General features: G+C 38.2%; 26 protein-coding genes. 15 read left to right on the plus strand and 11 right to left on the minus strand.

Annotated features, from left to right (window positions below):
* Position 1: 1 nt before the first annotated feature.
* The gene (locus GSQ74_RS22810) at positions 2–2,431 is read left to right on the plus strand and encodes a glycosyltransferase (protein WP_254060942.1); all 2,430 of its coding nucleotides are present in this window, start codon (positions 2–4) and stop codon (positions 2,429–2,431) included.
* Here the strand turns inward: GSQ74_RS22810 and GSQ74_RS21265 are convergent.
* On the minus strand, positions 2,428–3,204 hold the full coding sequence (locus GSQ74_RS21265; RefSeq protein WP_158996210.1) for a glycosyltransferase: 777 nt from the start codon (positions 3,202–3,204) through the stop codon (positions 2,428–2,430). The two genes, GSQ74_RS22810 and GSQ74_RS21265, sit on opposite strands and share 4 nt — an antisense overlap.
* 45 nt (positions 3,205–3,249) lie before the next feature.
* Complete coding sequence (locus GSQ74_RS21270) at positions 3,250–4,041, minus strand: glycosyltransferase (protein ID WP_158996211.1); 792 nt, start codon at positions 4,039–4,041, stop codon at positions 3,250–3,252.
* Positions 4,042–4,123: 82 nt separating this feature from the next.
* Between GSQ74_RS21270 and GSQ74_RS21275 the strand changes: the two genes are divergently transcribed.
* On the plus strand, positions 4,124–5,467 hold the full coding sequence (locus GSQ74_RS21275; RefSeq protein ID WP_158996212.1) for a lipopolysaccharide biosynthesis protein: 1,344 nt from the start codon (positions 4,124–4,126) through the stop codon (positions 5,465–5,467).
* Here the strand turns inward: GSQ74_RS21275 and GSQ74_RS21280 are convergent.
* Genes GSQ74_RS21280 through GSQ74_RS21295 form a run of 4 tightly spaced genes read right to left on the minus strand, consistent with a single transcriptional unit; the run spans position 5,451 to position 7,978 of the window.
* Positions 5,451–5,990, minus strand: coding sequence for a hypothetical protein (locus GSQ74_RS21280; protein ID WP_158996213.1), 540 nt, complete (start codon positions 5,988–5,990; stop codon positions 5,451–5,453). The two genes, GSQ74_RS21275 and GSQ74_RS21280, sit on opposite strands and share 17 nt — an antisense overlap.
* Before the next feature lie 11 nt (positions 5,991–6,001).
* Positions 6,002–6,334 (minus strand): STAS domain-containing protein, encoded by a 333-nt coding sequence (locus GSQ74_RS21285; protein WP_158996214.1) that lies wholly within the window; start codon positions 6,332–6,334, stop codon positions 6,002–6,004.
* A 1-nt stretch (position 6,335) separates the two neighbouring features.
* Positions 6,336–7,481, minus strand: a complete 1,146-nt coding sequence (locus tag GSQ74_RS21290; RefSeq protein ID WP_158996215.1) for a response regulator — start codon at positions 7,479–7,481, stop codon at positions 6,336–6,338.
* A gap of 2 nt (positions 7,482–7,483) precedes the next feature.
* Entirely contained in the window at positions 7,484–7,978 is a 495-nt protein-coding gene (locus tag GSQ74_RS21295; protein ID WP_158996216.1) for a hypothetical protein, read from the minus strand.
* Between the two features lie 102 nt (positions 7,979–8,080).
* Here GSQ74_RS21295 and GSQ74_RS21300 point away from each other — a divergent pair, with 102 nt between their 5' ends.
* Genes GSQ74_RS21300 through GSQ74_RS21310 form a run of 3 tightly spaced genes read left to right on the plus strand, consistent with a single transcriptional unit; the run spans position 8,081 to position 10,798 of the window.
* Positions 8,081–8,995, plus strand: coding sequence for a glycosyltransferase family 2 protein (locus GSQ74_RS21300; protein WP_158996217.1), 915 nt, complete (start codon positions 8,081–8,083; stop codon positions 8,993–8,995).
* Positions 8,996–9,000: 5 nt separating this feature from the next.
* Complete coding sequence (locus GSQ74_RS21305; RefSeq protein ID WP_158996218.1) at positions 9,001–10,173, plus strand: glycosyltransferase family 2 protein; 1,173 nt, start codon at positions 9,001–9,003, stop codon at positions 10,171–10,173.
* 1 nt (position 10,174) lies between these two features.
* Positions 10,175–10,798, plus strand: coding sequence for a DapH/DapD/GlmU-related protein (locus tag GSQ74_RS21310; protein WP_158996219.1), 624 nt, complete (start codon positions 10,175–10,177; stop codon positions 10,796–10,798).
* A 75-nt stretch (positions 10,799–10,873) separates the two neighbouring features.
* On the opposite strand, the gene GSQ74_RS21315 is transcribed toward GSQ74_RS21310, so the two are convergent.
* On the minus strand, positions 10,874–11,488 hold the full coding sequence (locus tag GSQ74_RS21315; RefSeq protein WP_158996220.1) for a WbqC family protein: 615 nt from the start codon (positions 11,486–11,488) through the stop codon (positions 10,874–10,876).
* Positions 11,489–11,527: 39 nt separating this feature from the next.
* Here GSQ74_RS21315 and GSQ74_RS21320 point away from each other — a divergent pair, with 39 nt between their 5' ends.
* Together GSQ74_RS21320 and GSQ74_RS21325 are read left to right on the plus strand one after the other, a co-directional pair.
* Positions 11,528–12,409, plus strand: coding sequence for a lysophospholipid acyltransferase family protein (locus GSQ74_RS21320; RefSeq protein WP_158996221.1), 882 nt, complete (start codon positions 11,528–11,530; stop codon positions 12,407–12,409).
* A 2-nt stretch (positions 12,410–12,411) separates the two neighbouring features.
* Positions 12,412–13,440 (plus strand): glycosyltransferase family 2 protein, encoded by a 1,029-nt coding sequence (locus GSQ74_RS21325; protein ID WP_158996222.1) that lies wholly within the window; start codon positions 12,412–12,414, stop codon positions 13,438–13,440.
* Here GSQ74_RS21325 and GSQ74_RS21330 read toward each other — a convergent pair.
* Entirely contained in the window at positions 13,409–15,982 is a 2,574-nt protein-coding gene (locus GSQ74_RS21330; RefSeq protein ID WP_158996223.1) for a mechanosensitive ion channel family protein, read from the minus strand. The two genes, GSQ74_RS21325 and GSQ74_RS21330, sit on opposite strands and share 32 nt — an antisense overlap.
* A 57-nt stretch (positions 15,983–16,039) precedes the next feature.
* Entirely contained in the window at positions 16,040–16,456 is a 417-nt protein-coding gene (gene aroQ, locus GSQ74_RS21335; RefSeq protein WP_158996224.1) for a type II 3-dehydroquinate dehydratase, read from the minus strand.
* Between the two features lie 39 nt (positions 16,457–16,495).
* Here aroQ and xerD point away from each other — a divergent pair, with 39 nt between their 5' ends.
* Positions 16,496–17,395, plus strand: a complete 900-nt coding sequence (xerD, locus tag GSQ74_RS21340; protein WP_158996225.1) for a site-specific tyrosine recombinase XerD — start codon at positions 16,496–16,498, stop codon at positions 17,393–17,395.
* A gap of 110 nt (positions 17,396–17,505) precedes the next feature.
* On the opposite strand, the gene prmC is transcribed toward xerD, so the two are convergent.
* On the minus strand, positions 17,506–18,393 hold the full coding sequence (gene prmC, locus GSQ74_RS21345) for a peptide chain release factor N(5)-glutamine methyltransferase (protein WP_158996226.1): 888 nt from the start codon (positions 18,391–18,393) through the stop codon (positions 17,506–17,508).
* 113 nt (positions 18,394–18,506) lie between these two features.
* Here prmC and ribD point away from each other — a divergent pair, with 113 nt between their 5' ends.
* The 7 genes from ribD to GSQ74_RS21380 all read left to right on the plus strand — a co-directional run bounded on the left by ribD (position 18,507) and on the right by GSQ74_RS21380 (position 24,272).
* Positions 18,507–19,553, plus strand: a complete 1,047-nt coding sequence (gene ribD, locus GSQ74_RS21350; protein WP_158996227.1) for a bifunctional diaminohydroxyphosphoribosylaminopyrimidine deaminase/5-amino-6-(5-phosphoribosylamino)uracil reductase RibD — start codon at positions 18,507–18,509, stop codon at positions 19,551–19,553.
* Positions 19,554–19,625: 72 nt separating this feature from the next.
* Positions 19,626–20,495 (plus strand): EamA family transporter, encoded by an 870-nt coding sequence (locus GSQ74_RS21355; RefSeq protein ID WP_158996228.1) that lies wholly within the window; start codon positions 19,626–19,628, stop codon positions 20,493–20,495.
* The gene (locus GSQ74_RS21360) at positions 20,495–21,103 is read left to right on the plus strand and encodes a YigZ family protein (RefSeq protein WP_158996229.1); all 609 of its coding nucleotides are present in this window, start codon (positions 20,495–20,497) and stop codon (positions 21,101–21,103) included. Before GSQ74_RS21355 ends, GSQ74_RS21360 begins: the two co-directional genes overlap by 1 nt.
* A gap of 83 nt (positions 21,104–21,186) precedes the next feature.
* Positions 21,187–22,551, plus strand: a complete 1,365-nt coding sequence (mgtE, locus tag GSQ74_RS21365) for a magnesium transporter (protein WP_158996230.1) — start codon at positions 21,187–21,189, stop codon at positions 22,549–22,551.
* Positions 22,552–22,593: 42 nt separating this feature from the next.
* Entirely contained in the window at positions 22,594–23,613 is a 1,020-nt protein-coding gene (gene bioB, locus GSQ74_RS21370) for a biotin synthase BioB (protein WP_158996231.1), read from the plus strand.
* 1 nt (position 23,614) lies between these two features.
* Positions 23,615–23,803 (plus strand): hypothetical protein, encoded by a 189-nt coding sequence (locus tag GSQ74_RS21375; RefSeq protein WP_158996232.1) that lies wholly within the window; start codon positions 23,615–23,617, stop codon positions 23,801–23,803.
* Complete coding sequence (locus tag GSQ74_RS21380; protein WP_158996233.1) at positions 23,793–24,272, plus strand: hypothetical protein; 480 nt, start codon at positions 23,793–23,795, stop codon at positions 24,270–24,272. The genes GSQ74_RS21375 and GSQ74_RS21380 overlap by 11 nt, the downstream gene beginning before the upstream one ends.
* On the opposite strand, the gene GSQ74_RS21385 is transcribed toward GSQ74_RS21380, so the two are convergent.
* Positions 24,273–25,151, minus strand: a complete 879-nt coding sequence (locus GSQ74_RS21385) for a diiron oxygenase (RefSeq protein ID WP_158996234.1) — start codon at positions 25,149–25,151, stop codon at positions 24,273–24,275.
* Positions 25,152–25,181 lie beyond the last annotated feature (30 nt).

The following is a 25,181-nucleotide window of genomic DNA, read 5'->3' on the forward strand; positions in this document are numbered from 1 at the left end:
AATGATTGATAAAAGCATCTTAAATAATTGCGATATTATAATGGTAGGCCAGCAACCCTGGGACGTAGAGATCGGTAGTAACAATAAAAATATTGCTGTTCAGTTCAGCAAAAACAACAGGGTATTATATGTAAACTCTGCTATAAGCAGGATAACAGCTGTTAAACACCGATCTGACCCACAGGTAATCAAGAGGCTTAATGTTATAAATCATAAACAGGATGGCCTAACCGAAATACAACCCAACCTTTGGGTATATTATCCTGATGAAATGATTGAATCCATTAATTGGATCAGCAACAAATTCCTGTACTCGTGTTTAAATAAACTCAACAATAAACGTTTTGCCCGGTCAATTGATAAGGCCATTGAAAGACTTGGTTTTAAGGATTATATATTATTTAATGATAATGACATTTTAAGCAGTTTCTATTTAAAAGAGTTATTAAAGCCGAAATTGAGTATCTACTATTCAAGGGATTTTTTATTGGCTGTAGATTATTGGAAATTGCATGGACAAGAAAAAGAACCTCAACTAATTGCTAAAAGCGACATTTGTGTAACAAATTCTACCTATTTGGCTGATTATTGTAGAAAATATAATCCCAATTCATTTTATGTAGGCCAGGGATGCGATATTGAAGAGTTTACTCAATTTGAAGGTACTAAGCCACCAGATGTCGCTAATATCAAATCACCAATAATAGGTTATGTTGGTGCTATACAAAATATACGCCTTGATATTGATCTTATAAAATCAATCGCGCTAAAGTTACCCGATGTAAGCATTGTTTTAGTAGGGCCGGAGGACGATACTTTTAAGAACAGCGACCTGCATACAATTGATAATATATATATATTAGGGGCTAAACCCACTAACATGATGCCGGCTTACATACAGTCGTTTGATGTATGTATAAATCCTCAGGTTATTAATGATATAACTATAGGTAATTATCCGCGTAAAATTGATGAATACCTGGCTATGGGCAAGCCAGTGATAGCCACAAAAACATTAGCAATGGATGTTTTTAAAGATTATGTTTATTTATGCGATACCGCGGATGATTATATTGCTGCCATTCATGACGCATTAAAAAACAACTCAGCATCACTACAACTGCAGCGTATAAAATTCGCATCGACACATACATGGGAAAACAGTGTAAAGAATATATATGAGGCGATTAACCAAACCCTCAATTCAAAATCCAGACTAAAAAATAAGGTTATACTTATTTTTGGTAACATGCGGTTTAATAGCCCTATAGAAGCTACGTCTCTGTTTTTAGCCAGATCATTAGCGAGGGATCATCAGGTTTTTTACATCGAATATCCTTCAACAATAAAGGATTATTTTGGGGAAAAGAACTCGCCGGGATTTTTAGCTGTAAAAAATAGTTTTTTTAACGTTGACGATGCCTTGGTTAATTCAGATACGCCAAATCTTAAAAAAATATTTCTACCAATTGTTGCTTCTATAAACTTCATTCCGGAAGGTAAAATATACCGGTACTTGTTGAAGATTAATGAACAATTCATTTTTAAAAGGATAAAAGCAGTACTCCAAAAGCAATCTGTTGAGGATTTTATCTTTATAAATTCTTTTGATTTTTATTACCCCGGTGTTGGGCAATTATTACAGCCGGAATTAATGGTTTATCATTGTATTGATCCTTTGATAACCCCTTATGATTTAAAACATGGTTTTGTATCCGAGCTGCAGTTGGTAAAGGAGAGCGACACTATTATTTGTACCAGTAAAGCGCTATATCTTGAAAAATCAAAAATAAATAGTCATTCCTATCTTTTACCAAACGCTGCTGATCTGTCGCACAGCTCAAAGGCCTTAGATCCGGCATTGCCTGTGCATCATTTATTAGATAATATTCCCAGGCCTATAATTGGCTATTTTGGCAGTATTGAACGAAGAATAAATTATGATTTGATACTTGATGTGGTGAGGGCGAACCTTGATAAAAGCTTTGTTTTTGCTGGGCCCGCAATAAAAGAGCACATTCCGGATTGGTTTTTTAATACACCCAATTTATATTTAACCGGGCAAATTCCTTACAGTGAAATGCCGCAAATGGTTAAAGGTTTTGATATAGCCATTATTCCATTTAAAAAGGATGAGGTAAGCGCGACCATTTTTCCGCTAAAGCTTTTTGAATATTTAGGAGCAGGAAAACCAGTTATAATAACTGATTTTAACCCCGACTTAAAGGATTATACCAAAGATGCTGTAGTTTTTTGTGCCGATGCGACAGCATTCAATATGGCTATAAACACTACTTTAGCTACTGATAACGAACAAAATAAAGCGGATCGACAAGCTATAGCTAATGAAAATACCTGGGATGCAAGCGCTAATCGGCTTGTTGAAATAATTAAAAAGGAACTCCGGTTAAAATATCACGACAAAGCTTAATTTATTTTTTTCGCGTTGATATAATCGTAGCTATGTTTGATGTTACGATAAATACCTCTTACAAAAGCAATAACAAAATTAGGGCTTTGTCTTAAATCACTGCGTTGCATAGTGCTGGGTTCATCGTTTGAATTTACCTGATCAAATAACCCCTTAAAATCTTCATAAAACATGGCCTTACCTTTATTCTTCAAAAAGGACATCGCCATTAAAAATTCCGTGCGATCGCCTTTTATACCTTCGGCATACCTGCCAAACTTATTAAAAAAAGTACTCCGCCTTAAGTGAGGATGATCGCTATAGCAATGAAACTTGCGATAGCCCGGATACCAGAATTTAAATACCATCTCTGAAAACCCATCGCGATAGGGTTTAAGGTACGGATATTTAAAATAAGCGTAAAAACGGATCATATCAATATCAGCCCGCTCTTCGGCAATACTCAAAGCATCTTGCAAATGCTTCTTATAACCAGGGAATGGATCAAAATCTTCCTGAACATACAAGGTATAGGGTGTATTTACAGCATCCTGCCCTTTGTTAATATTGTTGCCGAGCCCTTTATTAACAGGGGTAGTTATCAGCCTGAAAGGGTAGGTGCTTTGTATCGATTTTAATCGTTCTAAGTGCTCAGGTTTGCTTCCGTCGTCTGATACTACAATGTCCCCGAAAATAATTTCCTGATCGGCAAACGCCCTTAAAAGCCGTTCTAGCGATGCGCTGCGGTTATAATGGGTTACTAATAAAGTGATCTTATTAAATTCGGGCTGCATTATGCTGTTATGTTCGCTAATCTACGTTTAGTGTAAAGTAATTGTTTAGTGTTTAAAAAAGTAATCATAGGTCCAACCTAATAACTTAAACTGCAAGTATACAGATCTGACTGCCAGTGCTACCGGGTTTTTACTTTCGCGCCAGCTACTACGCCCCATAGTGCTTGGTTCATCTGCTGAGTTTCTTTGATAGAACAAATCGTTAAAATGATCAAAAAACAAACCCCTGCCTTTTTTCTGTATAAAGGATAAAGCCATTCTATATTCCGTCAAATCGCCTTTTATTCCTTCGGGATACCTGCCAAACTTTTCAAGGAAATTGCTCCGCCTTAAATGCGGGTGATCGCTATAAACATAAAATTTAAGATGATTATTAGCGAAGAAACCGGGTTTAAATATCATTTCAGAAAAACCTCTAGCATAGGCTTTTAAATACGGATACTTAAAGTAAGCATAAAAACGAACTATATCTAAACCATGATCTGCGTGCATTATATCAAGAGCGTCTCTAAAATGAGTTAGAAATGCACCCTTTGGCTCAAAATCCTCCTGGATATATAAAGTATAAGGGGTAGTTACTGCATCCTGGCCTTTATTTATATTGTTACCTAAACCCTTATTTACAGGCGTGGTTATCAATCTGAAATTATAAACAGGTTGCAGCACCTTTAATCTTTCCAGATGTTCGGGCTTGCTGCCATCGTCAGATACCACAATATCACCAAAGCTTATGTGTTGTTTAGCAAAGGTTTGTAGTAATCTTTCTAACGATGCGCTACGGTCATAATGGGTAATCAATAAAGTAATCTCTTCGAAATAACTTTCTTTTATTTCCATGGTGAGGCTAAGATGTCAAAAATTTCGTTTATAATGCGTAATATTTCCTTTATTATTACCGTAAGATATATTTTACCCCCGTATGCCCTCAAAAATAGTTTCTGCTATTAAAAACAAATATTTTCTTTCACTATCAGGTAACGTTATTATGTCGGGGCTTGGTATGCTTACCATGGCTATTATTTATCGCTCGCTGGATATACAGATGGTTGGGGTATGGGTTCTGTTTCAGTCTACCTTGCTTTTAGTAGATACATTTCGCTCGGGCTTTTTAACTACCGCGTTTATAAAGTTTTATGCCGGTTCCCATCCCGAGCGTACCGCCGAAATAGCAGGTTCGGCATGGATCGTCGGTTTATGTATCACCGGTATATTAGTAATTGTAAATATACCGGTAATGTTTTTCCTTAAAGATATTCGCGATCCCGGCTATATGCTCTTTTTCAAATGGTCGGGTCTTTGCTTTATTTTAATGCTGCCAACATTTATTGCCACCTGCGTATTACAAGGCGAACAGCGGTTTGATCGCATGTTATATGTGCGTGGGGTAAATCAGGGTGGTTTCCTGTTATTTATTTTAGTGTTGATCATAATAGGGAAGATCAGCTTAATGGGCGTGCTTTTTTCCTATTTACTATCCTATTTTATAACCAGTGTGTATGTTATTATAATGGGATGGGCACGTATAAACACTATAAGACATAAAAGCCGCAAAACCATATTAGAACTGTACCACTTTGGTAAATTTAGTGTGGGGACCACCATCAGCGCCAACCTTTTTGGTGCATCCGATGCCTTTATCATCAATCTGATGCTGGGTAAAGCCGCACTTGCGGTTTACAACCTCGGCCAAAGCCTGATGCAATTGGTCGAAATTTTACTCCGCAGTTTTGCCGCTACAGCTATGCCATCACTATCCGCCGCCTTTAAGCAGGAAAGCCCGATAGGAGTGATCCATATCATGAAGAAATACATTGGTATGCTAACCGTGGTGCTAATACCCATCATCATCTGCGGCTGGGCCTTAGCCGATCTGCCGATCTACATAATAGGCGGTGGTAAATACATTGGCACACAAGCCGCCAATGTTTTCCGTTTATTCCTGGCATTTTCACTCCTTTACCCGGCCGACCGTTTTTTCGGCTTAACACTGGATGTTATCAATCGCCCGATAGTCAACTTCTACAAAGTATTAATCATGTTAGCTATTAACATATCCATGGACTTCCTGGGGATTTATCTTTTCGGAAATATTTACGGTGCGGCGCTATCCACAGCAATCTGGGTAATGGCAGGAGTGGCCTTGGGGTATTTTGCACTCAACAAATACCACAAATTTTCATTCTGGGGTTCCTATTCCCTGGGATTTAGCGAGAGTAAATTGTTATTAATAAACACCCTGAAAAAATTCAGGCCGGAAAAATAGCAGCTGTATTAAATCTTAAGGTAATCTCAAAAAGGTTTTCCTTGGTTTGCTCGTTGTAATGATAGGTAAATTTGTCGGCGGTTTTAGTTATAATGAGTAACCCGAAATGTTCAACAATATTTTCTACAGCTAAAATATCATCCATATTAATTTCATCACAAAAAAAGTTAATGTTTTTCCCGGAATCAAGTATCGCATATAAAGTATGCAATATATCGTTGCTTATAGGGATTTTAGTATTGATAGGATAATTCTTCTGAATAAGCGACAAAGGGTTACCAAAATCAGCCTTCAAAATACTTAAATCATGCCCGCTTATTTTCACGTCGATTGTCGTACTGTTTACCCCCGCATGTTTTAATGAGTTAGTAAGCAATTCCGTTACGACGATTTTAGCTTTAAACAACAATTCATCTATCGGAGCTGTAGAGGGGAGTTCATCATTAATGAATCCAATAATTTGTTGTATATCCGAACTTAAATGGTAACTATTTTTTAAAAACTCAAACTGTTTACTGTGCATTGTATAAAAAGCTAAACATTAATCGCGTCGTTATAATTACCAAAAATCTTAAAAACCTTATCCAAGCGAATCAGCTTTAACAGGTCATGCACATCATTTCTTAATCCTACCAGTATAACATCAAGTTTCATGCCGATTGCATGTTTTAATATAGCCACCAAAGCACCTAAAAACGAACTGTCGATATATTCCACCTTATTAAGATCAATAATTACAGTTTTTTTATGGCGATCTAAAAGCTGTATTACTTGTGCTTTAAACAGATCTGAGTTATTCAGGTTTGCTTCGGAAACCTCAATTTCTATCAAAATATGGTTTTCTGTATCTTTTATAATCTTGATCATATTATGCGGTTTTGCGAATGTTTATTATACTGCAATCATCAACCTGCACAGCTAACGATGGCTCAAATAATTCATCCTGTATACACTTAAAAGAATATTTCTTGTTCAGCATCAAATCAATATTATGCGCGAAGTTATTGTAATCGCTTTTTTTGCCTGCATCATTCGAAAAATCAATCATACCATCTGTGAAAATCAATAATTGATCATTTTTAGCTAATGTAATTTGCTGCTCTGTATATTCATTTCCCGCAAAAAGACCTAATAACAGGCCACCTCCGCTTATTTGTTTTAATGTTGATGTATCGGCTTCAAAATGCAATAACGGCAAATCTCCTGCACCCGAGTAGGTGATGATTTGTGTTTCATTATCTATCATTAATAACGAAAGGCTTGACAAAATATCTTTCAACACATCATCCAAACAAATCACATCATTCACCTTTTGCAATATACTTCCCACTGAGTAATCCCGACTAAGCACGCAAAAACGGATAGCTGCCCTGATATAGCTTAAAAAGCTAAACGTAAAAAACCATGCCATCCATTTTTTTCCCATAATGTCACCTAACACAATAAAAGTATAGCGTTCATTGGCTTGTATAAAGTCAATAAAATCACCACCGGGAGTATCCTGGTAAGGCCGATGCCAAAAATCTACTTCAAAGCCACTAATTTTAGGTGTTTTTGTGGGGATAGATTTTACATTGAGCGCCTCGGCAGCCTTTTTTAGTTCGCTTTTTGATAATTCCTGCTGTTTTTGTACTGTGTAGATCAGGTTGTTAATTTTTGATACGATGACGTTTATCGGAGTGTCTTTAATTACGTAATCCACTGCTTGCATATCAAGCCCTTTAACCATCAAGTCATTATCAGTAATGTACGTCAGAAAAACAAATGGAATATCCTTAAAGGCATCATTGGCCATCAGCTGCTGCCGAAATTCCATGCCATTCATGCCTGGCATTTCATAGTCCGATAATATGGCATCAGGTAAAAGTGAGCCCAATTTTTTAAGCGCTTCCTTACCTGATTCCACGGTAACACAAGCTATCCCTGCTTTTTTAAATGCCTGCGACAGCATTTTTAAAAACAATTGGTTATCATCAACCAATAAAATAGTTTTTACCTGTGTACCTGTTGCCATTGCTATTTACGTGCCGAATTACGGTAAATGCCCTTGATTAAAAAATATACTCCAGCCAAAACTATCAGTAGGGATATCAAATCCATTAAAGTAATCCCATCATCCCGGGTGAAGTAAAATATGGTGTACATCTCAAAAAATGGCGGAGCGGGCATAATGATCATCGCGAAACCAAGCGTTATCATCACAACGCCTATTACCACTAAAACTATTTTTGATAAGCGTTCGCCACGCAGGTGTTTCTTTGATATTTTACTATCGAATTGGTTATTTGACAATAATATGCTGAACTCATCCAGCAAAGCCTCTCGTGGGGTATTATCAGTATCCAATTTATGAAAAGCCTCTATTTGCTCAAGCTTGGGGCCCGAGCTTTTTATAGCTGCGTTAAACCGGTCGCGTATAGCTTTAGCTGTTTCGCTGCTGAGATCACTTTTAGCCAGTAAGGCTATCAGTTCATTCATTTTTTCATCAATTTCTACTTTGTTCTCAGCCATATAAGGAAACGCCGTATGCTCTTTTGTAATATTATTTTTGATAATGGATTCTAATCTTTACTTTTCAATAAATAAACTGCCAAATTCAAATTTCCTTTTTAGATGAACAGTGTTTCCATCATTACGGTAAACTTCAATCAAAGTTTCGTTACCCAAGAACTATTGTCATCCATCCACACCACCAATACCTACCCGAATATAGAAATTATTGTGGTTGATAACGGAAGTAAAACAAATGATGTACCAGAATGGCAAATTAAATACCCCGGCATCAAATTTATCCGGTCTGAAATAAACCTTGGCTTTGCAGGCGGTAACAACTTAGGTATCCAACAAGCTACCGGAGAATATCTATTTTTTGTTAATAACGATACCGAGTTCACGCCCGGATTGATAGCTACGCTTGCTAATACATTGGATTATTTTCCTCAAATCGGAATGGTTTCTCCAAAGATCATGTACTTCGACAAACCCAATATGATCCAATACGCTGGTTATACCCCCATGAACTATTACACCTGTCGAAACCATTGCATCGGCCAGTTTGAAACAGATAATGGGCAGTATGATAATATAGCTGCGCCAACAGGTTACATACATGGCGCCGCCATGGTGGTTAGGCGTGAAGCTATTGAAAAAGCAGGCTTAATGGCCGAAAACTTTTTTTTATACTACGAGGAGTTCGATTGGTGCGACCGTATAAAAAAAGCAGGTTATGAAGTTTGGGTTGATACTCAGGCGATGATATATCATAAAGAATCCATATCAGTAGGCAAAGCAAGCAGTTTAAAGGAATATTTCATGAATCGTAACCGGATATTGTTTATCCGCAGAAACGCACCTGTACAGGCTCGATTGTTTTTTTATGTTTACTTTGTATGTATGGTAACACCACGCAATATGCTATCGTATATAACAAAAGGATATAAAGGGTTTTCCGTTTTGTTACTTAAAGCAATTTGGTGGAATATTACCCAACCAACTAATAGTAAAAAACTGGGTTATCCAATTAATTAAAAAGCATGACAATACTCCTTTGGTTAAGCCTGTTTACCGCCTTTTATGCATTCTTCGGTTATGGTATACTGCTGTTTATTATCGTTAAAATAAAACGGGTAATTAAAGGCGATGTAGTAGTTCCAGAAGTTAATTTCGATACCCTGCCAACCTGTACCATAGTTGTAGCCGCTTACAATGAGGAGGGGGTAATGGATGACAAGATCAAAAACACATTGTCACTTGTTTACCCTGCCGATAAATTAGAATTTGTTTTTATTACCGATGGTTCCAGCGATGGTTCAGCAGTTATAGTTAAAACTTACCCGCAGATACGGGCAATGCACAGTGATGAGCGTAAAGGTAAAATTGCAGCCGTTCACCGTGCTATGGAAACTGTAAATACCGAAGTTGTTGTTTTCACAGATGCCAATACTTTTTTAAATGCCGATGCACTTATAAATATTTGTCGTCATTATAGCGATGCAAAAGTTGGCGCGGTAGCAGGAGAGAAACGGGTATATTCCGCAGGCGCTAATGCCACAGCAGGTGAGGGTTTCTACTGGAAATACGAATCCAAGTTAAAAGCATGGGACTCAGAGTTATACTCAGTAGTTGGCGCAGCAGGCGAACTGTTCAGTATTCGTACCGGCCTATATCAACCTGTTGCACCAGATACCATTTTGGATGATTTCATGATCTCGCTCATCGTGGCGCAAAAAGGTTACCGGGTTATTTACGAACCTGCTGCCTTTGCTACCGAAACCGCATCACAAAATGTTACTGAAGAATTAAAACGGAAGATCAGGATAGCCGCCGGAGGTATTCAATCCATCATCAGGTTAAAAGCGCTGCTTAATCCTATCCCATATCCGGTTTTAACCTTTCAATATGTAAGTCACCGGGTATTACGGTGGACTATCGTACCATTCCTGATGATATTAGCGCTGCTTATTAATTTATATATTGTTTTTACAGGAAGTATTGAATTAACCTATCAACTGTTGCTACTTGCCCAGATTGGTTTTTATTTACTAGCGATATCCGGCTGGATAATGGAAGAGCGACACATTAAGATCAAAATATTTTTTATCCCATACTATTTTTGCATGATGAATTATGCCGTAGTTATGGGTATAGGGCGATACTTCTCGGGCAAGCAAAGCGCTATTTGGGAAAAAGCAAAAAGGGAGCAATAACATGTCATTAAAAGATAAGATCAAAAGTAATCCCGGGTTAAAAAAGTTTGTTCACTGGTTGCTGATACCAATCGGCGGAGCCCGGCCACGCCTATGGGTTAAATGGTTTGTAAACCCTATTGTACACAAAAAGGGCAGGGGCGCGAGCATAAAATGGCGCACACGTATTGATGTGTTGCCTTTTAACCAATTCACCATGGGCCGAAATGCCGTAATTGAAGATTTCAGCACGATAAACAACGGTGTTGGCGATGTGATTATAGGTGATGATACACTAATTGGAATGAGTAATGTGATCATTGGCCCGGTAACCATCGGTAACAATGTAATCTTCGCTCAAAACATCGTAGCAAGTGGCTTAAACCACGAATACAGGGATGTAACCTTCCCCATATCCAAACAAAAAATAGTGGTTTCACCCATTATTGTTGAAGATGATTGCTGGATAGCTGCCAACTCAGTCATTACATCAGGCGTTACTATTGGTAAGCACAGCGTAGTTGCAGGTGGTGCTGTGGTTACTAAAGATGTGCCGCCTTACTCAGTAGTAGCGGGCAATCCAGCCAAAATCATCAAACAATATGATTTTACTACCGGTGAATGGATAAGTGTTAAAGGTAAATAACAAAAAATTAAAAAAAGGGCAGGCCTCGTGCGATACCTTTCCCTGGAATCAGGGAAAGGAGGAGGATAGGGTAGACTACAAATAACTTAAAGCCTGCGGCCCCTGGTTAAATAGCAAATCAACAATACTCAGGTTTTTAATAAAACCATGCCTATCCTCAAAAACCTGGAAATATGTCTTCTGCTGAAAAGATTCGTTTTGTATTTTAGGGCTGATGGTATTTCTAAGATCGGTAAGATTAGGGTATTCGTCCTCGTAAGTTTCAGTATAAGCTAATGATGCCTTTACTTTCGTGAGTCTAACCAAAAGTTCCATTAACTGTTGATTATAGTCAAACAAATATTCAAAGTTTTTCTCATAAAACGGGGCGAAATCATCTTCATAATATTCAAAATAAGCTGAACTGCGATAGCATGTTTGCAAACCCATCCAATGCGCGCGCTGCCACTTAAAATCATAACTTATTTTAACATCTTTAATCACGGTATGATTTTTTGATCCTTTAGCAACGGGCACAGTAAGTGTTAACACACCATCAGGCGAATAAATACTAGCCCGGTTACGATAGGTTTGCTTTGGGAAATGCTCCTCACGCTCAATTAGTATATTAGGTTTGTATTTATTAAGCTCAACAAAAAGCTCAACCGGCGGAAGATAGCACATCGGTAAAACAGCACCGCTTTCAATCATAATATTTTTTATGTTTGCAGATAAAACACGGCGAAAATAATGATAAATAAAGGGCTTTCAAGATTAGGTGCATTCTTTTTGTACCTGGTATCATTATTACCCTTTTGGTTTTTGTACATCATTGCTGATTTTTTATTCGTAATTATTTACTACGTAGTAGGTTATCGCCGCAAAGTGGTGCAGGAAAACCTGCGTAATGCTTTCCCCGAGAAAACAGAAGCAGAACGCCATAAGATCGAAAAAGATTATTTCAGATACCTTGCCGACCTGATAATGGAAAGCATAAAAATGATCAGCGCCTCAAAAAAGACGATCATAAAGCATGTATGGCCAACTAATCCTGAAGTAATCGATAATTATTTCGCTCAGGGTAAAAGTATAATAGGTGCCGTAGGGCATTATTGTAACTGGGAATTAGCTGGGTTAAGATTTGGCTTTTTTACCGAGAACAGGCGTATAATTGTATACAAGCCCTTGACTAATGATTATTTTGATCAGTTTTTCATTAAAATGCGTTCGCGCTTTGGAGCTACCTTGGTAGCCATGAAAGATACCGCACGTGCCATGGTCAAATATAAAAATGAACTAAGTTTTAGTGTTTTAGTGGCCGATCAAACCCCCGTTAAACATGAAGCGCATTACTTTACCGAATTTTTGAACCAACCAACCGCTGTATTTTTAGGCGTGGAAAAACTGGCAAAGCTCACCAATTCGGTGGTTATATTTTGTGATGTAAAACGTATAAAAAGAGGTTATTATACTTATACCTTTGTGCCCCTGGAAGAGAATGCCAAAGAAAGCGCTCCGCATGCTATAACTGAAGCGCATGTAAAGTATTTGGAAAGCATGATTAAACGCGAGCCGCAATACTGGCTATGGTCGCACAGAAGATGGAAGTTTAAGCCGGAGGATATTATATAGAAATGAATTATACACCTAAAGTTGCCATAGTTATATTGAATTGGAATGGCGTTGAACATTTGCGCACATTTCTCCCTTCTGTACTAAGTTCTGTTTGGCCTAATCTGGATATTGTTGTTGGTGATAACGGCTCAACCGATGGATCGGTTGCTTTTGTTAAAGGGATGTACCCTTCAATAAGAATAATTGAAACCGGTGCAAACTATGGTTTCACCGGAGGATATAATAGGGTTTTAAAACAAGTTGAAGCAGATTATTATATCCTGCTAAATTCTGATGTAGAAGTTCATCCTGGCTGGATAGCTCCTGTTATTGAGTTAATGGAAAGCGACCCGCTGATAGCAGCGGCAGCCCCCAAGATAAAAGCTTATTTACAAAAAGATAGCTTTGAGCATGCAGGCGCGGCAGGTGGTTTTATTGATAGCTACGGCTATCCTTTTTGCCGCGGACGTGTATTTTATGAGATAGAACAGGATAAGGGCCAGTACGATCAATCAGGCGAAATATTTTGGGCATCGGGAGCAGCGCTATTCATCAAAAAGAAATGCTGGGACGAAGCCGATGGTTTCGACGACCGCTTTTTTGCCCACATGGAAGAGATTGACCTTTGCTGGCGATTAAAGAACATGGGTTACAAGATCATGTACTGCGCACAATCCGAAGTATTTCACCTTGGTGGTGGTACATTAAACACAGAGAACCCTTTTAAAACTTACCTCAACTTCAGAAATAACCTCTTATTGCTTAAAAAGAATTTGCCTTTCGGTCGATCAGTTTACGTAATAACCACCCGATATTTTATGGATTTTATGGCCCTGCTAAGATTCATAAACGAAGGCAAACGTAAAGACGCGGCAGCCGTTAGCAAAGCGCACAGAAACTTTATAAGGCATCTTTTCCACTCCGAAAAAACGATTATCCATAAAGATAAATCCCGTTTAAAAGGTATGTACAAAGGCAGTATAATAGCCGAATTCTTTATCAAAAAGAAACGCTCCTTTACTTCTCTGGATCAGAAGAACTTTTACTAGCATCATCGGGTGCTATATCTTCGGCTTTATCGTTTTCACCTTTAACCGGAATAATTTTCCCCTTTTCTTCAGCATCTTCCTTTTCAAATTTATTGATAGAGATATGCTCATCTTTTAAGTGGAAATTAATATCTCTGGTTGGGAATGGAATTTCTATACCTTCCTCAGCAAATTTTACATAAATATCGGTCAAAACCCTGCTCTTCAATTCCAGCCAGGTAGCAATATCCGCCGCCCAAAAGAACATCCTGAAATCAACCGAGCTATCATTTAAATTATGCAGAAATACAGATGGCGCCGGAGTGCTCATAATATCGTCTCTGTCAGCCAACATGTCTTTCAACATCTGTTTAACCTTGGCAATGTCAGATCCATAAGCCACACCAACAATCAGCTCTATACGGCGGTTATTATTACTCAGTGTCCAGTTGATCACGTGGTGGGATATCATATCCCCATTAGGAATAATTACCTCAGCGCCATCGCTGGTCGTCAACCTGCTGGAGCGTACTCCAATTTCTCTGATAGTACCCGAACGGCTATCTATTTCAATCACATCGCCAATCTGTACCGGCTTCTCAAACGCCAGTATCAATCCGGATACCAGGTTATTTACAATATTTTGCAAACCAAAACCTATACCAATACCAAAGGCACTTATGATTATGGTGATCTTATCCAAAGGAAAACCCGAAGCGGCCACCGCCAATAAAAATCCTACTGAAAATACACCTAACCTGATTAAAAGTGTTGATGTTCGGTTTTTCTTTTTTTGTACCGACAGATCATCCTTTACACGCAGCGATGAAACGTCATAAAAATAACTAATGATCCTCGATACGATGGATGACAACCATATCACCGCGATAAAAATCACAAAACCTTCAATGGTAAATGATGAACCGCCTACAGTATGCGATTGGGCCAGGAAATCGCTAACGTAATCACGTACCGCATCATCAATATTTAAATTCTGGAAAAGGAAGAACAGCCATACCAGACTCGCCAATATAACAAGCAGTTTCCTGAATTTCTGTTCTACAATTGCATAATCAACCCAATCAAGTATGCTGCCAGGTTTTTTGTTTTGAAATTGTAAAAACAAAGCCTGGATAATAATTTGAACAACAAAATAAAGTATAACCAGCAACCATAAATTAAAAGCGGCGGTTACACCAATTATCTTGGCTAAACTAAATCTGCCGGTTAGGTTTAATAATAGCGACAAAGATTGCAGGCCGATAAAAATCTTTATAATTAAACCTGAATAGGGAAGGTACACCTCTGGTGTTTCCTTGATTTTTTTGTAGAAAAGTAATCCCGCCGCGATAGAGATGATGCTTAGAGCAAGTATAACAAACCTGTCGATGTTTGATATTTCAATAAATAAGTTGCTTACTCCATACACTATGGTTATCCCAAAAAGAGCACGTAAGAAATGTAGTTTGGTTGGGGGAAACTCTTTTCTTACAAATACCAGCACAAATATCATCGGGAATAAAAACAAGATCTCAGTAAACACCACAGGTGGATGATTATAGAAATAAGGCACAATTGCAGTAGCAACCAATAGCGCCGAAATTATAGGCTGTTTATAAATGTAATTGATCTTTTCAGATAGTGATTGGGCAAGCTCTGTATTTCGCTTAACTTTTATACGGTTAAATAGTATCCAGCTAAGTATTGCCGCAAGGAACAAAAAGCCCACTAAATGGGTTAATGTCTCGTTCATAATAAAATAGCTAAACAATAACTTATTAACCTTTATAGTGCTATTAAACGGGGATTTAAAACCAGCATATTCCGGGGCAGGTTCCCATATATAACCAAATTCGCCCTCAACGGCCTTATCAGCAAATTTTTTTATTTTAGAATCGATATGATCAGATGCATCAAGAACCTCTGTATAAGCTATAGATACTTTATCTTGCAGTAAATTAATTTGGGACAGATCACTTCTATTCTTTGTATCAGTATTTCGCCATAAAAGCCAAACCGCTTTTCTCTGGGTAAAAAAGGCGCTTTTTAATAAACTGTCTTTGGGGTTGGTTTTTATTAATGAATCCTTCGTGAATTTTATAAGGTCATTTTGATTCTGTATTAACGAGGTACTAATATCTTGCAAGTCAGATTGCCAGTCTTCCAGTTGCGTCTGACTACGATCTAAAATATCTCTTAAAACAAATAAATAACGTAAAGTGCTCGCTTTATGGGTATTGATAAGTGTATCAATTTTGCCAAGTCTTTTAATTATTGGAGGTAATTGCTGGCCTATATCGGCTGTATCCAGTCCCTCAGCTAAGTTATTGCCTATCTGGTTATAGGCAGTAGTATATTGTTCAACCCTTTGCAGTAAGCTGTTTACCGAGGTGTCAGATTTGTTGATTAAGCGCAACAACGAATCGCGCGAATGCATGGCCCGCCTTTGTCGTTCCCTTAAAAACCTTGCAGTGAGCGATTTTTGTTGCGCAAACGCAGCTGGCGCAACTACCAACGCAAATAAAAATATTATTAATAGCTGATATTTATTCTTTTTAAGCATTGATCTTTAACGTAAATACAGTCTTATTGTTCAAATATTAATAATAAATAATACTAACTAAATTATAAAGCTTTCTATACCTAAACGGTAAGATTCTAATCCGAAGCCTGCAATAACGCCTTTGCAGCTGGCAGCCAGCATTGAATGGTGCCTGAATTCCTCGCGTTTATATACATTAGATATATGTACCTCAATAACCGGCGCGGTTATAGCGGCAATGGCATCAGCAATAGCAACCGAAGTATGGGTATAGGCACCTGCATTTAAAACCACGCCATCATAACTAAAACCAATTTCGTGTAATTTGTTAATTAATTCGCCTTCAACATTACTTTGATAATAATCAAGCTGTATGTCAGGATATTGCTTGCGTAAGTCTTCTAAATAAGACTCAAAACCTGTATTACCGTAAATTGATTTCTCGCGAACGCCCAACAAGTTTAAATTAGGGCCGTTAATAATTTGTATCTTCATTAGTTCAAACTTACATAAAATCATTAAAACTAAAATTAATTGGATTGGCGTTCGGCAATAAAAGGTTTCCAGGCCTACCTAAAACTGGAAAAATCGCTTTCTCCAAATTCAATTGAGGCCTACAGTCGCGATATTGACAAGTTATATCAATTCAGCGAGGCTCAAGTGGTTAAACTCAAACCCGAAAACATTACCCTGGGTGATCTTCGTTTATTTATTAATTGGGTAAATGAATTAGGCATGATCCCATCATCACAAGCCCGTATCTTATCCGGTATAAAAGCATTCTATAAATACATGCTGATGGAGGATATTATAAATGATGATCCATCAGAATTATTAGAATCTCCCAAAATACAGCGCAAACTGCCAGATACATTGAGTTATGAAGACATCAATAAATTGATAGCTGCTATTGATTTGTCGCGACCGGATGGCGCACGTAATAAAGCCATTTTGGAAGTACTTTATGGCTGTGGCTTACGGGTATCTGAATTAACCGAGCTTAAACTATCAAACCTATACCTCGATATAGAATTTATAAAAGTAACCGGCAAAGGAAGCAAAGAACGCCTGGTACCTATTGGCGGCGAAGCTATAAAAGCTTTAAAAATTTGGATAGAACAAGTTCGTATACACACACCAATAAAAAAAGGAGAGGAGGACATGGTCTTTTTAAACCAGCGAGGCAGCAGGTTGAGCCGTATTTATATTTTTACGCTAACAAAACAACTTGCGGAGATGATTGGATTGAAAAAATCAATCAGTCCACACACATTCCGGCATTCATTTGCAACGCATTTGGTAGAAGGAGGTGCCGATTTGCGTGCCGTACAGGAAATGCTTGGCCATGAAAGTATCACCACTACCGAGATCTATACACATTTAGACAGGGAGTTTTTAAAGGGAACGATTATTCAGTTTCATCCAAGGAATTGACCGTTGGCCCCGCTCGTCATTGCGAGGAACGAAGCAATCTCTACATAGGCAGTCGGTCTTGCAAGTTGGCTATGTAGAGATTGCTTCGTTCCTCGCAATGACGCGGCGAATTAAAATCGTATTCCTCTTATCATCCTATCCCTACCGCTCATATCTTTCCTCAACTCAATACTATTAAATCCCTTTGCTTGTAATAATTCCACAGTTTCATTACCCAAACTTTCATTAATCTCTAAAAACAATAATCCACTTGCGGTAAGGTGAGTTAAAGCAAAATCAGCTATTGCTTTATAAAAAATCAAGGGATCATCTTCAGGTACAAATAATGCAGAATGAGGCTCAAAATCGGTTACATTATTATGCATTTGTGTTTTATCATACAGGGTAACATAAGGAGGATTGCTGATGATTACCTCAAACCTTTGATTGTTTTCACCTGATATTTTTGAATTTTGAATTTTGAATTTTGAATTCAATATATCATCCTGAATAAAGTCAACTTTAACTTTATTCAAATCAGCATTTTGTTTGGCAGTTTCTAAAGCGCCGATAGAAATATCAATAGCGGAAACTGAAGCATTTGGTAGATTCTTTTTTAGGCTGATCGCGATACAACCGCTGCCGGTACCAATGTCTAAAATGTTGTAATCTGTTAGTGATGAACTGTCAACAGAAGTGAGTACCCATTCCACCAATTCCTCAGTTTCAGGCCGTGGTATTAAAACCGATGGATTCACTTTAAATGGCAAACCATAAAACTCAGTATGGCCTAAAATGTATTGGACAGGTTCGCCGGTTTGCAAGCGTATTACTATCCTATTTAGGCTTTCAGCTTGTCCAACTGTAATTTCTTTCTCCGGAAAAGCTTTGATTTGTGCCTTTGATAAATCACTTATTTCATTAACAACTAGAAGTGTAAGTGCTTCTGTTTCATTAGCATCATAAACATCACCAAGCCTTCGTTTAAAAACAGTAAATACATCCTTAATAGTTTTCATGCAGGATTAAAATATAGAGCTTCGAGAATTTTATTAAGCTGCAAATTAACGTTATAAAACCCGCATGATCCTGTCAATTCTTAAATTTTGTAAATTCTGATCATATTTGTAGCATGCCCGAACATGATATATATATGCGCCGCTGCCTGGAGCTTGCCGAACTAGGCATTGGCAATGTTAGTCCGAACCCAATGGTTGGCGCGGTTATCGTGTTAAATGACAAAGTAATAGGCGAGGGCTATCACCAAAAATATGGTGAGTCACATGCCGAAGTTAACGCGGTTAACCAGGTGATCAACAAGTTCGATAACTATGCCGAATTACTGAAGCAAGCAACTATATACGTTTCGCTTGAACCCTGCGCGCATTATGGCAAAACCCCACCTTGTGCCGATCTGATCATCAAACATCAGATACCAAAGGTGGTAGTGGGCTGTCGCGACCCTTTTGATCAAGTAAATGGTAAAGGAATAGAAAAACTACAAGCGGCAGGAGCGGAAGTAGTTTTAGGTGTTTTAGAAGAAGAATGCAAATGGCTAAACCGTCGTTTTTTTACACGTATTCAAAAGCATCGCCCTTATATCATCCTCAAATGGGCGCAAACAGCCGATGGCTTTTTTGCTCCGGCGGATGGTAGTCAGTTTTGGATAACGGGGATGGAATCCCGCAAACTGGTACACCAATGGCGTAGCGAAGAGGATGCTATTTTAGTAGGGACTAAAACGGTTGTTGCCGATAACCCCCAACTAAACGTTAGATATGGTGAAGGTAAATCGCCAAAACGTGTTGTTATCGACCGAAAATTAAAGTTAAATAAAAGCTTAAATATATTTGATCAATCAGTTGATACATTGATATTTAACGAAGTTGAAACTAAGATCTACGGTAAAAACAAATACATTGCTTTAGAAGATTTTGGGCGATATGTGCCCCAATACATTCTATATCAATTGTATATGCAGGATATACAATCAGTAATTATTGAAGGAGGCGCCCACACCCTAAATACATTTATTGAAGCTGGGCTATGGGACGAAGCCCGCATATTTACCGGCCCTGCTAATTTGAATGAAGGCATAAAAGCACCGCGAATTAATGGTATAATTGAAGAAGAAGTTCTATCAGGAACCGACCGTTTAACAATATTAATGAATAGTTGATTCGGTTATTAAGTTGAATAAGTTTAAAAAACACTCAACATAATCTAATTTATCAACACAATCAACCAAACAATGCTCTACGTTTTTTTAAGTATTTGCTGCAGCGTAATCGTTTCAATCTTACTAAAGCTTGCTAAACGATACCAGATAGATATTTTTCAAGCCATAACCTGGAACTATTCCATAGCCATTGTGCTTACCTGGATATTCCTGAAACCGCAATTGCATAATTTACACGCATCGCCAATTTATACCTATACTGCATTAGGGATATTATTACCATTACTTTTTGTAATCCTGGCTTTATCTATTAAATACAATGGAATTGTACGTACGGATGTAGCCGAGCGCCTTTCATTATTCATTCCAATTGTAGCAGCCTTTTTATTGTTCGGTGAACAGTTAAGCACAATAAAAATCATTGGTATAAGTATTGGGATTGCAGCTATATTGTGTTCAATTCCCTGGAAAATAAAGCAATCTCCAAATAAAAAAACAGCCACCAATGCCTGGTTATATTTATTTGTTGTTTTTATAGGTATGGGGATAATTGATGTACTGCTTAAAAAAGTAAGCCAGTTTAAGGGAATGTCATTTACATCTTCGCTTTTTATGGTGTATGTTATCGCTTTTGTATTATCGTTAGTATTGTTAGCCTATCGCTTCGGCGCTAAAAAATCAAAATTTTCGTGGCCGCATATTGTATTTGGCTGGATATTAGGCATAGCTAATTTTGGTAACATCTTGTTCTATCTAAAGGCACATCAATCTTTAGCCAAAAGTCCGTCTACAGTTTTTTCTGCCATGAATATCGGCGTTATTGCCTTAGGTGCTGTTGTAGGCTTGGTTGTGTTTAAAGAGAAATTGAGCATAGTAAACAAGCTGGGTATAGGGCTGGCTATTATCGCTATTGTTGTAATTTCTTACGCTAATATATTTTAATGCTATTCGACGATACTTATCTCACCATAGAAAAGCCATCCGAAGCCATATTCCGTGATCGCGGCAGCAAGTTTCTAGGTTTTGCTTACCCTATAAATTCTGAGGCTGATATTAAAACTATTCTTACTGTTTTAAAAACAGAACATCCAAAAGCAAACCATCATTGCTGGGCCATGCGCCTGGGAATCGACCGCTCTGTATTCCGCGTTAATGATGACGGAGAACCATCAGGAACTGCCGGTCGGCCAATATTAAACACATTACTTTCTCGCAATATCACCAACATATTAGTTGTGGTTGTTCGTTACTTCGGAGGCACATTATTAGGTGTCCCCGGACTAATAAACGCCTATAAAACTGCTACCGAAGAGGCTTTGAATACCGTTGTTATCATTGAAAAAACATTGGATGACACTTATACTATCAGTTTTGATTATCAACAGATGAATGATATAATGGAGATCGTCAAAGAAGATAATTTGACCATTCTGGAGCAGCAATTCGATAACAACTGCATGGTAAAAATAACCATCCGAAAAATGCAGGTAAACAGAAGTATTAATAAGTTAGAGAAGGTAGAAGGCGCTATAATTAAGTTAGCCATATAAATACCATATTTAATATTTTTTTAACATTCAAGATTCTTTTTGATGTCTGTTTTTAGGCTTTAAATCATTACTTTCGTAGCAACATGCAATCTTTTGAAATAGATAAAACCGACCTACTGCGCATCAAAACCGCGCTCGAAGGCGATGATGCTGAATTACAGAAGGTTCTGAAGGAGTACCATCCTTCGGAGATTGCAATGTTGTTTGAAAAACTTCCGCAGGAAGCGAAAGAAAAGATCATCAATATCCTGCCGACTGACATTGCCTCCGAGGTTATTTCAGAAATGGATGAAGAACACCGCCCCGGTGAACTACTAATCAACCTGCATCCTGATAAGCGCTCTGAAATTGTTGAAGAACTCGATTATGATGATGCTACTGACATTATCTCGCAGTTAGACGAACATGAGCAGAAGGAAATATTAGAAGACCTCGACCAGGAAGATGCCGACAGTATTCGTGCCTTGATGAATTACGACGAGGATACTGCGGGTGGTTTAATGAACCCTCAGGTGATTTGCGTAAAAATGGGGATGGACAAAAAACAGGCATTGGATGAGATCATCCGCCAGTCTGAGGAGATGGAGGAGTTCTACACCGTTTATGTTATTGATGATGCACACATTCTAAAAGGGATTTTATCTCTTAAGGATGTAATAAAGGCCCGTATAAATGCCAAAATAAACGAACTAGTTAATAACGATTTCGTTTATGTAAAAGCCGAGCTAGATCAGGAAGAAGTTGCAAAGCTTTTTTCACAATATAACCTCACAACCATTCCTGTTGTTGATGATAACATGAAACTGCTTGGCCGAATTACAGTTGATGATATCATTGACGTAATGGAGCAGGAAAGTACCGAGGATATGTTGAAAATATCCGGTGTATCCGAAGATGAAGAACTAAGTGGTAACTGGAAAGAAGCTGTTAAAAGCCGCCTGCCCTGGTTAATTATTAACTTAGGCACAGCATATCTGGCGGCCTCTATAATTCGCCATTTTGATTCTACGGTTGCACAGTTGCCGATACTTGCTGCTTATATGACCATTATTGCTGGGATGGGCGGCAACGCAGCCACCCAGGCGTTAGCGGTAACTGTAAGGCGTATCTCTTTAACCGACCTTACCGATAGCCAAGCATACAACGCAGTTTTAAAAGAATTTTTAGTAGGATTATTAAATGGTGCTGCTAATGGTATCGTAGTGTTTTTTATAGCCCTGTTTTATGACGGCAACCCAATGCTTGGGCTGGTATTATTTTTGGCGATGACAGGTAACCTCATCGTTGCCGGTTTAACAGGTTCATCCATCCCATTGGTATTAAAAAGGATAGGGATAGACCCTGCCGTGGCATCATCCATTATCATAACAACATTTACCGATTGTGCAGGTTTTTTACTGCCGCTATGGTTCGCGACGCATTTGCTGTTGCATACACACGTAAAATAGTTTTTTATTTAAAATTTGATCATACCTTAAAACGGAATACACATGACAGAAGTAAGATACAACTGGACTAAAGAGCAAATCGCTGAAATATATCATACTCCACTATTAGACCTGATCTATCAGGCAGCTACTGTTCACCGCGAGAATAAAGATTATTCAGAAGTACAAATCAGTTCATTAATATCAATTAAAACAGGCGGTTGTCCTGAGGATTGTGCTTATTGCCCACAAGCAGCACGTTACAATACAGGTGTTGATGTTCATGCCATTATGCCTAAAGAAGAAGTTGTCGCGGTAGCGCAAAAAGCTAAAGATGGTGGCGCATCAAGGTTATGCATGGGTGCTGCATGGCGCGAAGTACGTGATAACAAAGATTTTGATAAGGTAATTGATATGGTGAAAGCCGTAAACGCTATGGATATGGAAGTTTGCTGTACTTTAGGCATGCTTACCGAAAGCCAGGCACAACGCCTTGCCGATGCAGGATTATACGCCTATAACCACAATCTGGATACCTCAGAGGATGATTACAAACGTATCATAACCACCCGTACTTATGATGATCGTTTACAAACTTTAGAACACGTGCGTAAAGCTAAAATAACCGTTTGCAGCGGCGGTATAATTGGCCTTGGCGAAACTGTTGAAGACAGAATATCAATGCTTAAAACATTATCAAACCTACCAAAACACCCCGAATCAGTGCCAATTAACGCTTTGGTACCAGTTAAAGGAACGCCTCTGGCTGATCAGCCACGTGTATCTGTTTGGGATATGGTAAGGATGATTGCTACTACCCGTATCATTATGCCTAAAACTGTAGTTCGTTTATCAGCAGGGAGAACTGAAATGAGTGTGGTTGAGCAAGCGCTTTGCTTTATGGCCGGTGCCAACTCAATATTTGCCGGTGAAAAATTATTAACCACACCAAATCCTTCTTTTGATACCGACATGGCTATGTTTGAATTGCTAGGCTTAAGCCCACGCAAAGCATTTAAAAACGGCCGCCCTAACGAAAGCAAGGAAATAAAAGAAATGAGTATTAATGAGGTAATTGGATAGAATGAAACGAATTAAAGTAAATACCACGTTTGAGGAGGATGAAGAACAGCGAAATCAGTTTTATTCAAATCTTTCCTACAGCGAACGTTTAAGGTATTACTTTAAACTACGTGATATGACTAACTTTCATAATAAGGATTTAGTAAAGGGAAGGGTGTTTAAAATATATTATTCGCACAATGCAGTTTGATATTGCAGATGAGTCTTTTGTCGCATTCCTCACCGCTATGCAAAATAGGCAGGTGAGATACATGTTAATTGGTGGTATCGCAGTTAACTTTCATGGATATATCCGTAACACCTTGGATATGGATATATGGCTTGCACCGACAAATGAAAATAGAAATCTGTTTTATAAAGTATTAATCGATGTTGGATATACTGAAGAAGAGATATCTGACTACAAAGATGAAGACTTTACAACCTTCTTTAAATGCGAAATAGGCGAAATGCCAAATACGATTGACTGCCTTACCATAGTTCATCCAAATCTCAGCTTCGACGATGCCGAAAAGGTGATGATAAGGCACGATGCGGGTTATGGTTTAATTTTAAACGTAGTAGATTACGATTATTTAAGAAGTATGAAGATTTTGGCACATCGTGAAAAAGATTGGCACGATGTGTCTCAATTAGATAGTATAAAAAATAAAAAATAACTACACCTTGGCATCCAACAACCACCTCCATGCCCAGCGAGTCAGGTTGTTAAATCCTTTCCAACCATCAACAAACTCAATAATATCCTTAAGGCATTTATCCGCAAATTTTTGCTTGAAGTTTTTTTGCGCCAGCTTATAAGCTAAATCCGGATTTTCCATGCCGATACGCTCGTAAATCTCCCGCTTAACGTACATCGTTCTAACAAAAAGAATATTGAACAGAATAACGTAACTATAAAGCGTCCGTTTAATATATCCGGCTTTAGCGGAGTATGTTTTCAATAAACTTTTGGTGAATAGGATATGCCTGCCTTCCTCAATATTATGCAGGTCAAACATCTTTTTCAAAACAGGATAAATATTAGGTGCACGACGTGCATAATTACCATAAACATCGGTAACCAGTTCAACTGACACACTGCCCATAAATAAATAATCAGCTGGAAGGTATTTATTACTAAACTCACCGAAGAATTTATGCAACCTGCTTTGCGCTATAGGTTTGCCACCCAATTTTTGAATAGCCTGCCCAAACATTTCCTGGTGACGAAATTCTTCTATCAGTTCTCTTAATAAAAAACGATGTTCAGCATCGTGTTGTGGTATTGTCAGGATATGCCTGGTCATGAACAGGCAAAACATACATTCGCCCCAGGCATAGGAAGAAATCACCTGCACCAATTCGTGCCTGCCAAGTTCCAGTTTTTGGGTGGGGGTAAGGGTATTGTAAAACTCCAATCCCTGAAGTGAGGCAAGCACTTCAGGGAGGAAAATATCATCAGCTTCAGGTTCTAATTGCCATGGGATATACGTTTCCGGCATTAATGGATGCTCTTTACTTATTTTAATTAGCCTTTCAACTTCTTTTACATCCATCGTATTTATCCGTTAACTATAATATCATAA

The sequence above is a fragment of the Mucilaginibacter sp. L196 genome (assembly GCF_009765905.1).
In the GTDB taxonomy this organism is placed as follows: domain Bacteria; phylum Bacteroidota; class Bacteroidia; order Sphingobacteriales; family Sphingobacteriaceae; genus Mucilaginibacter.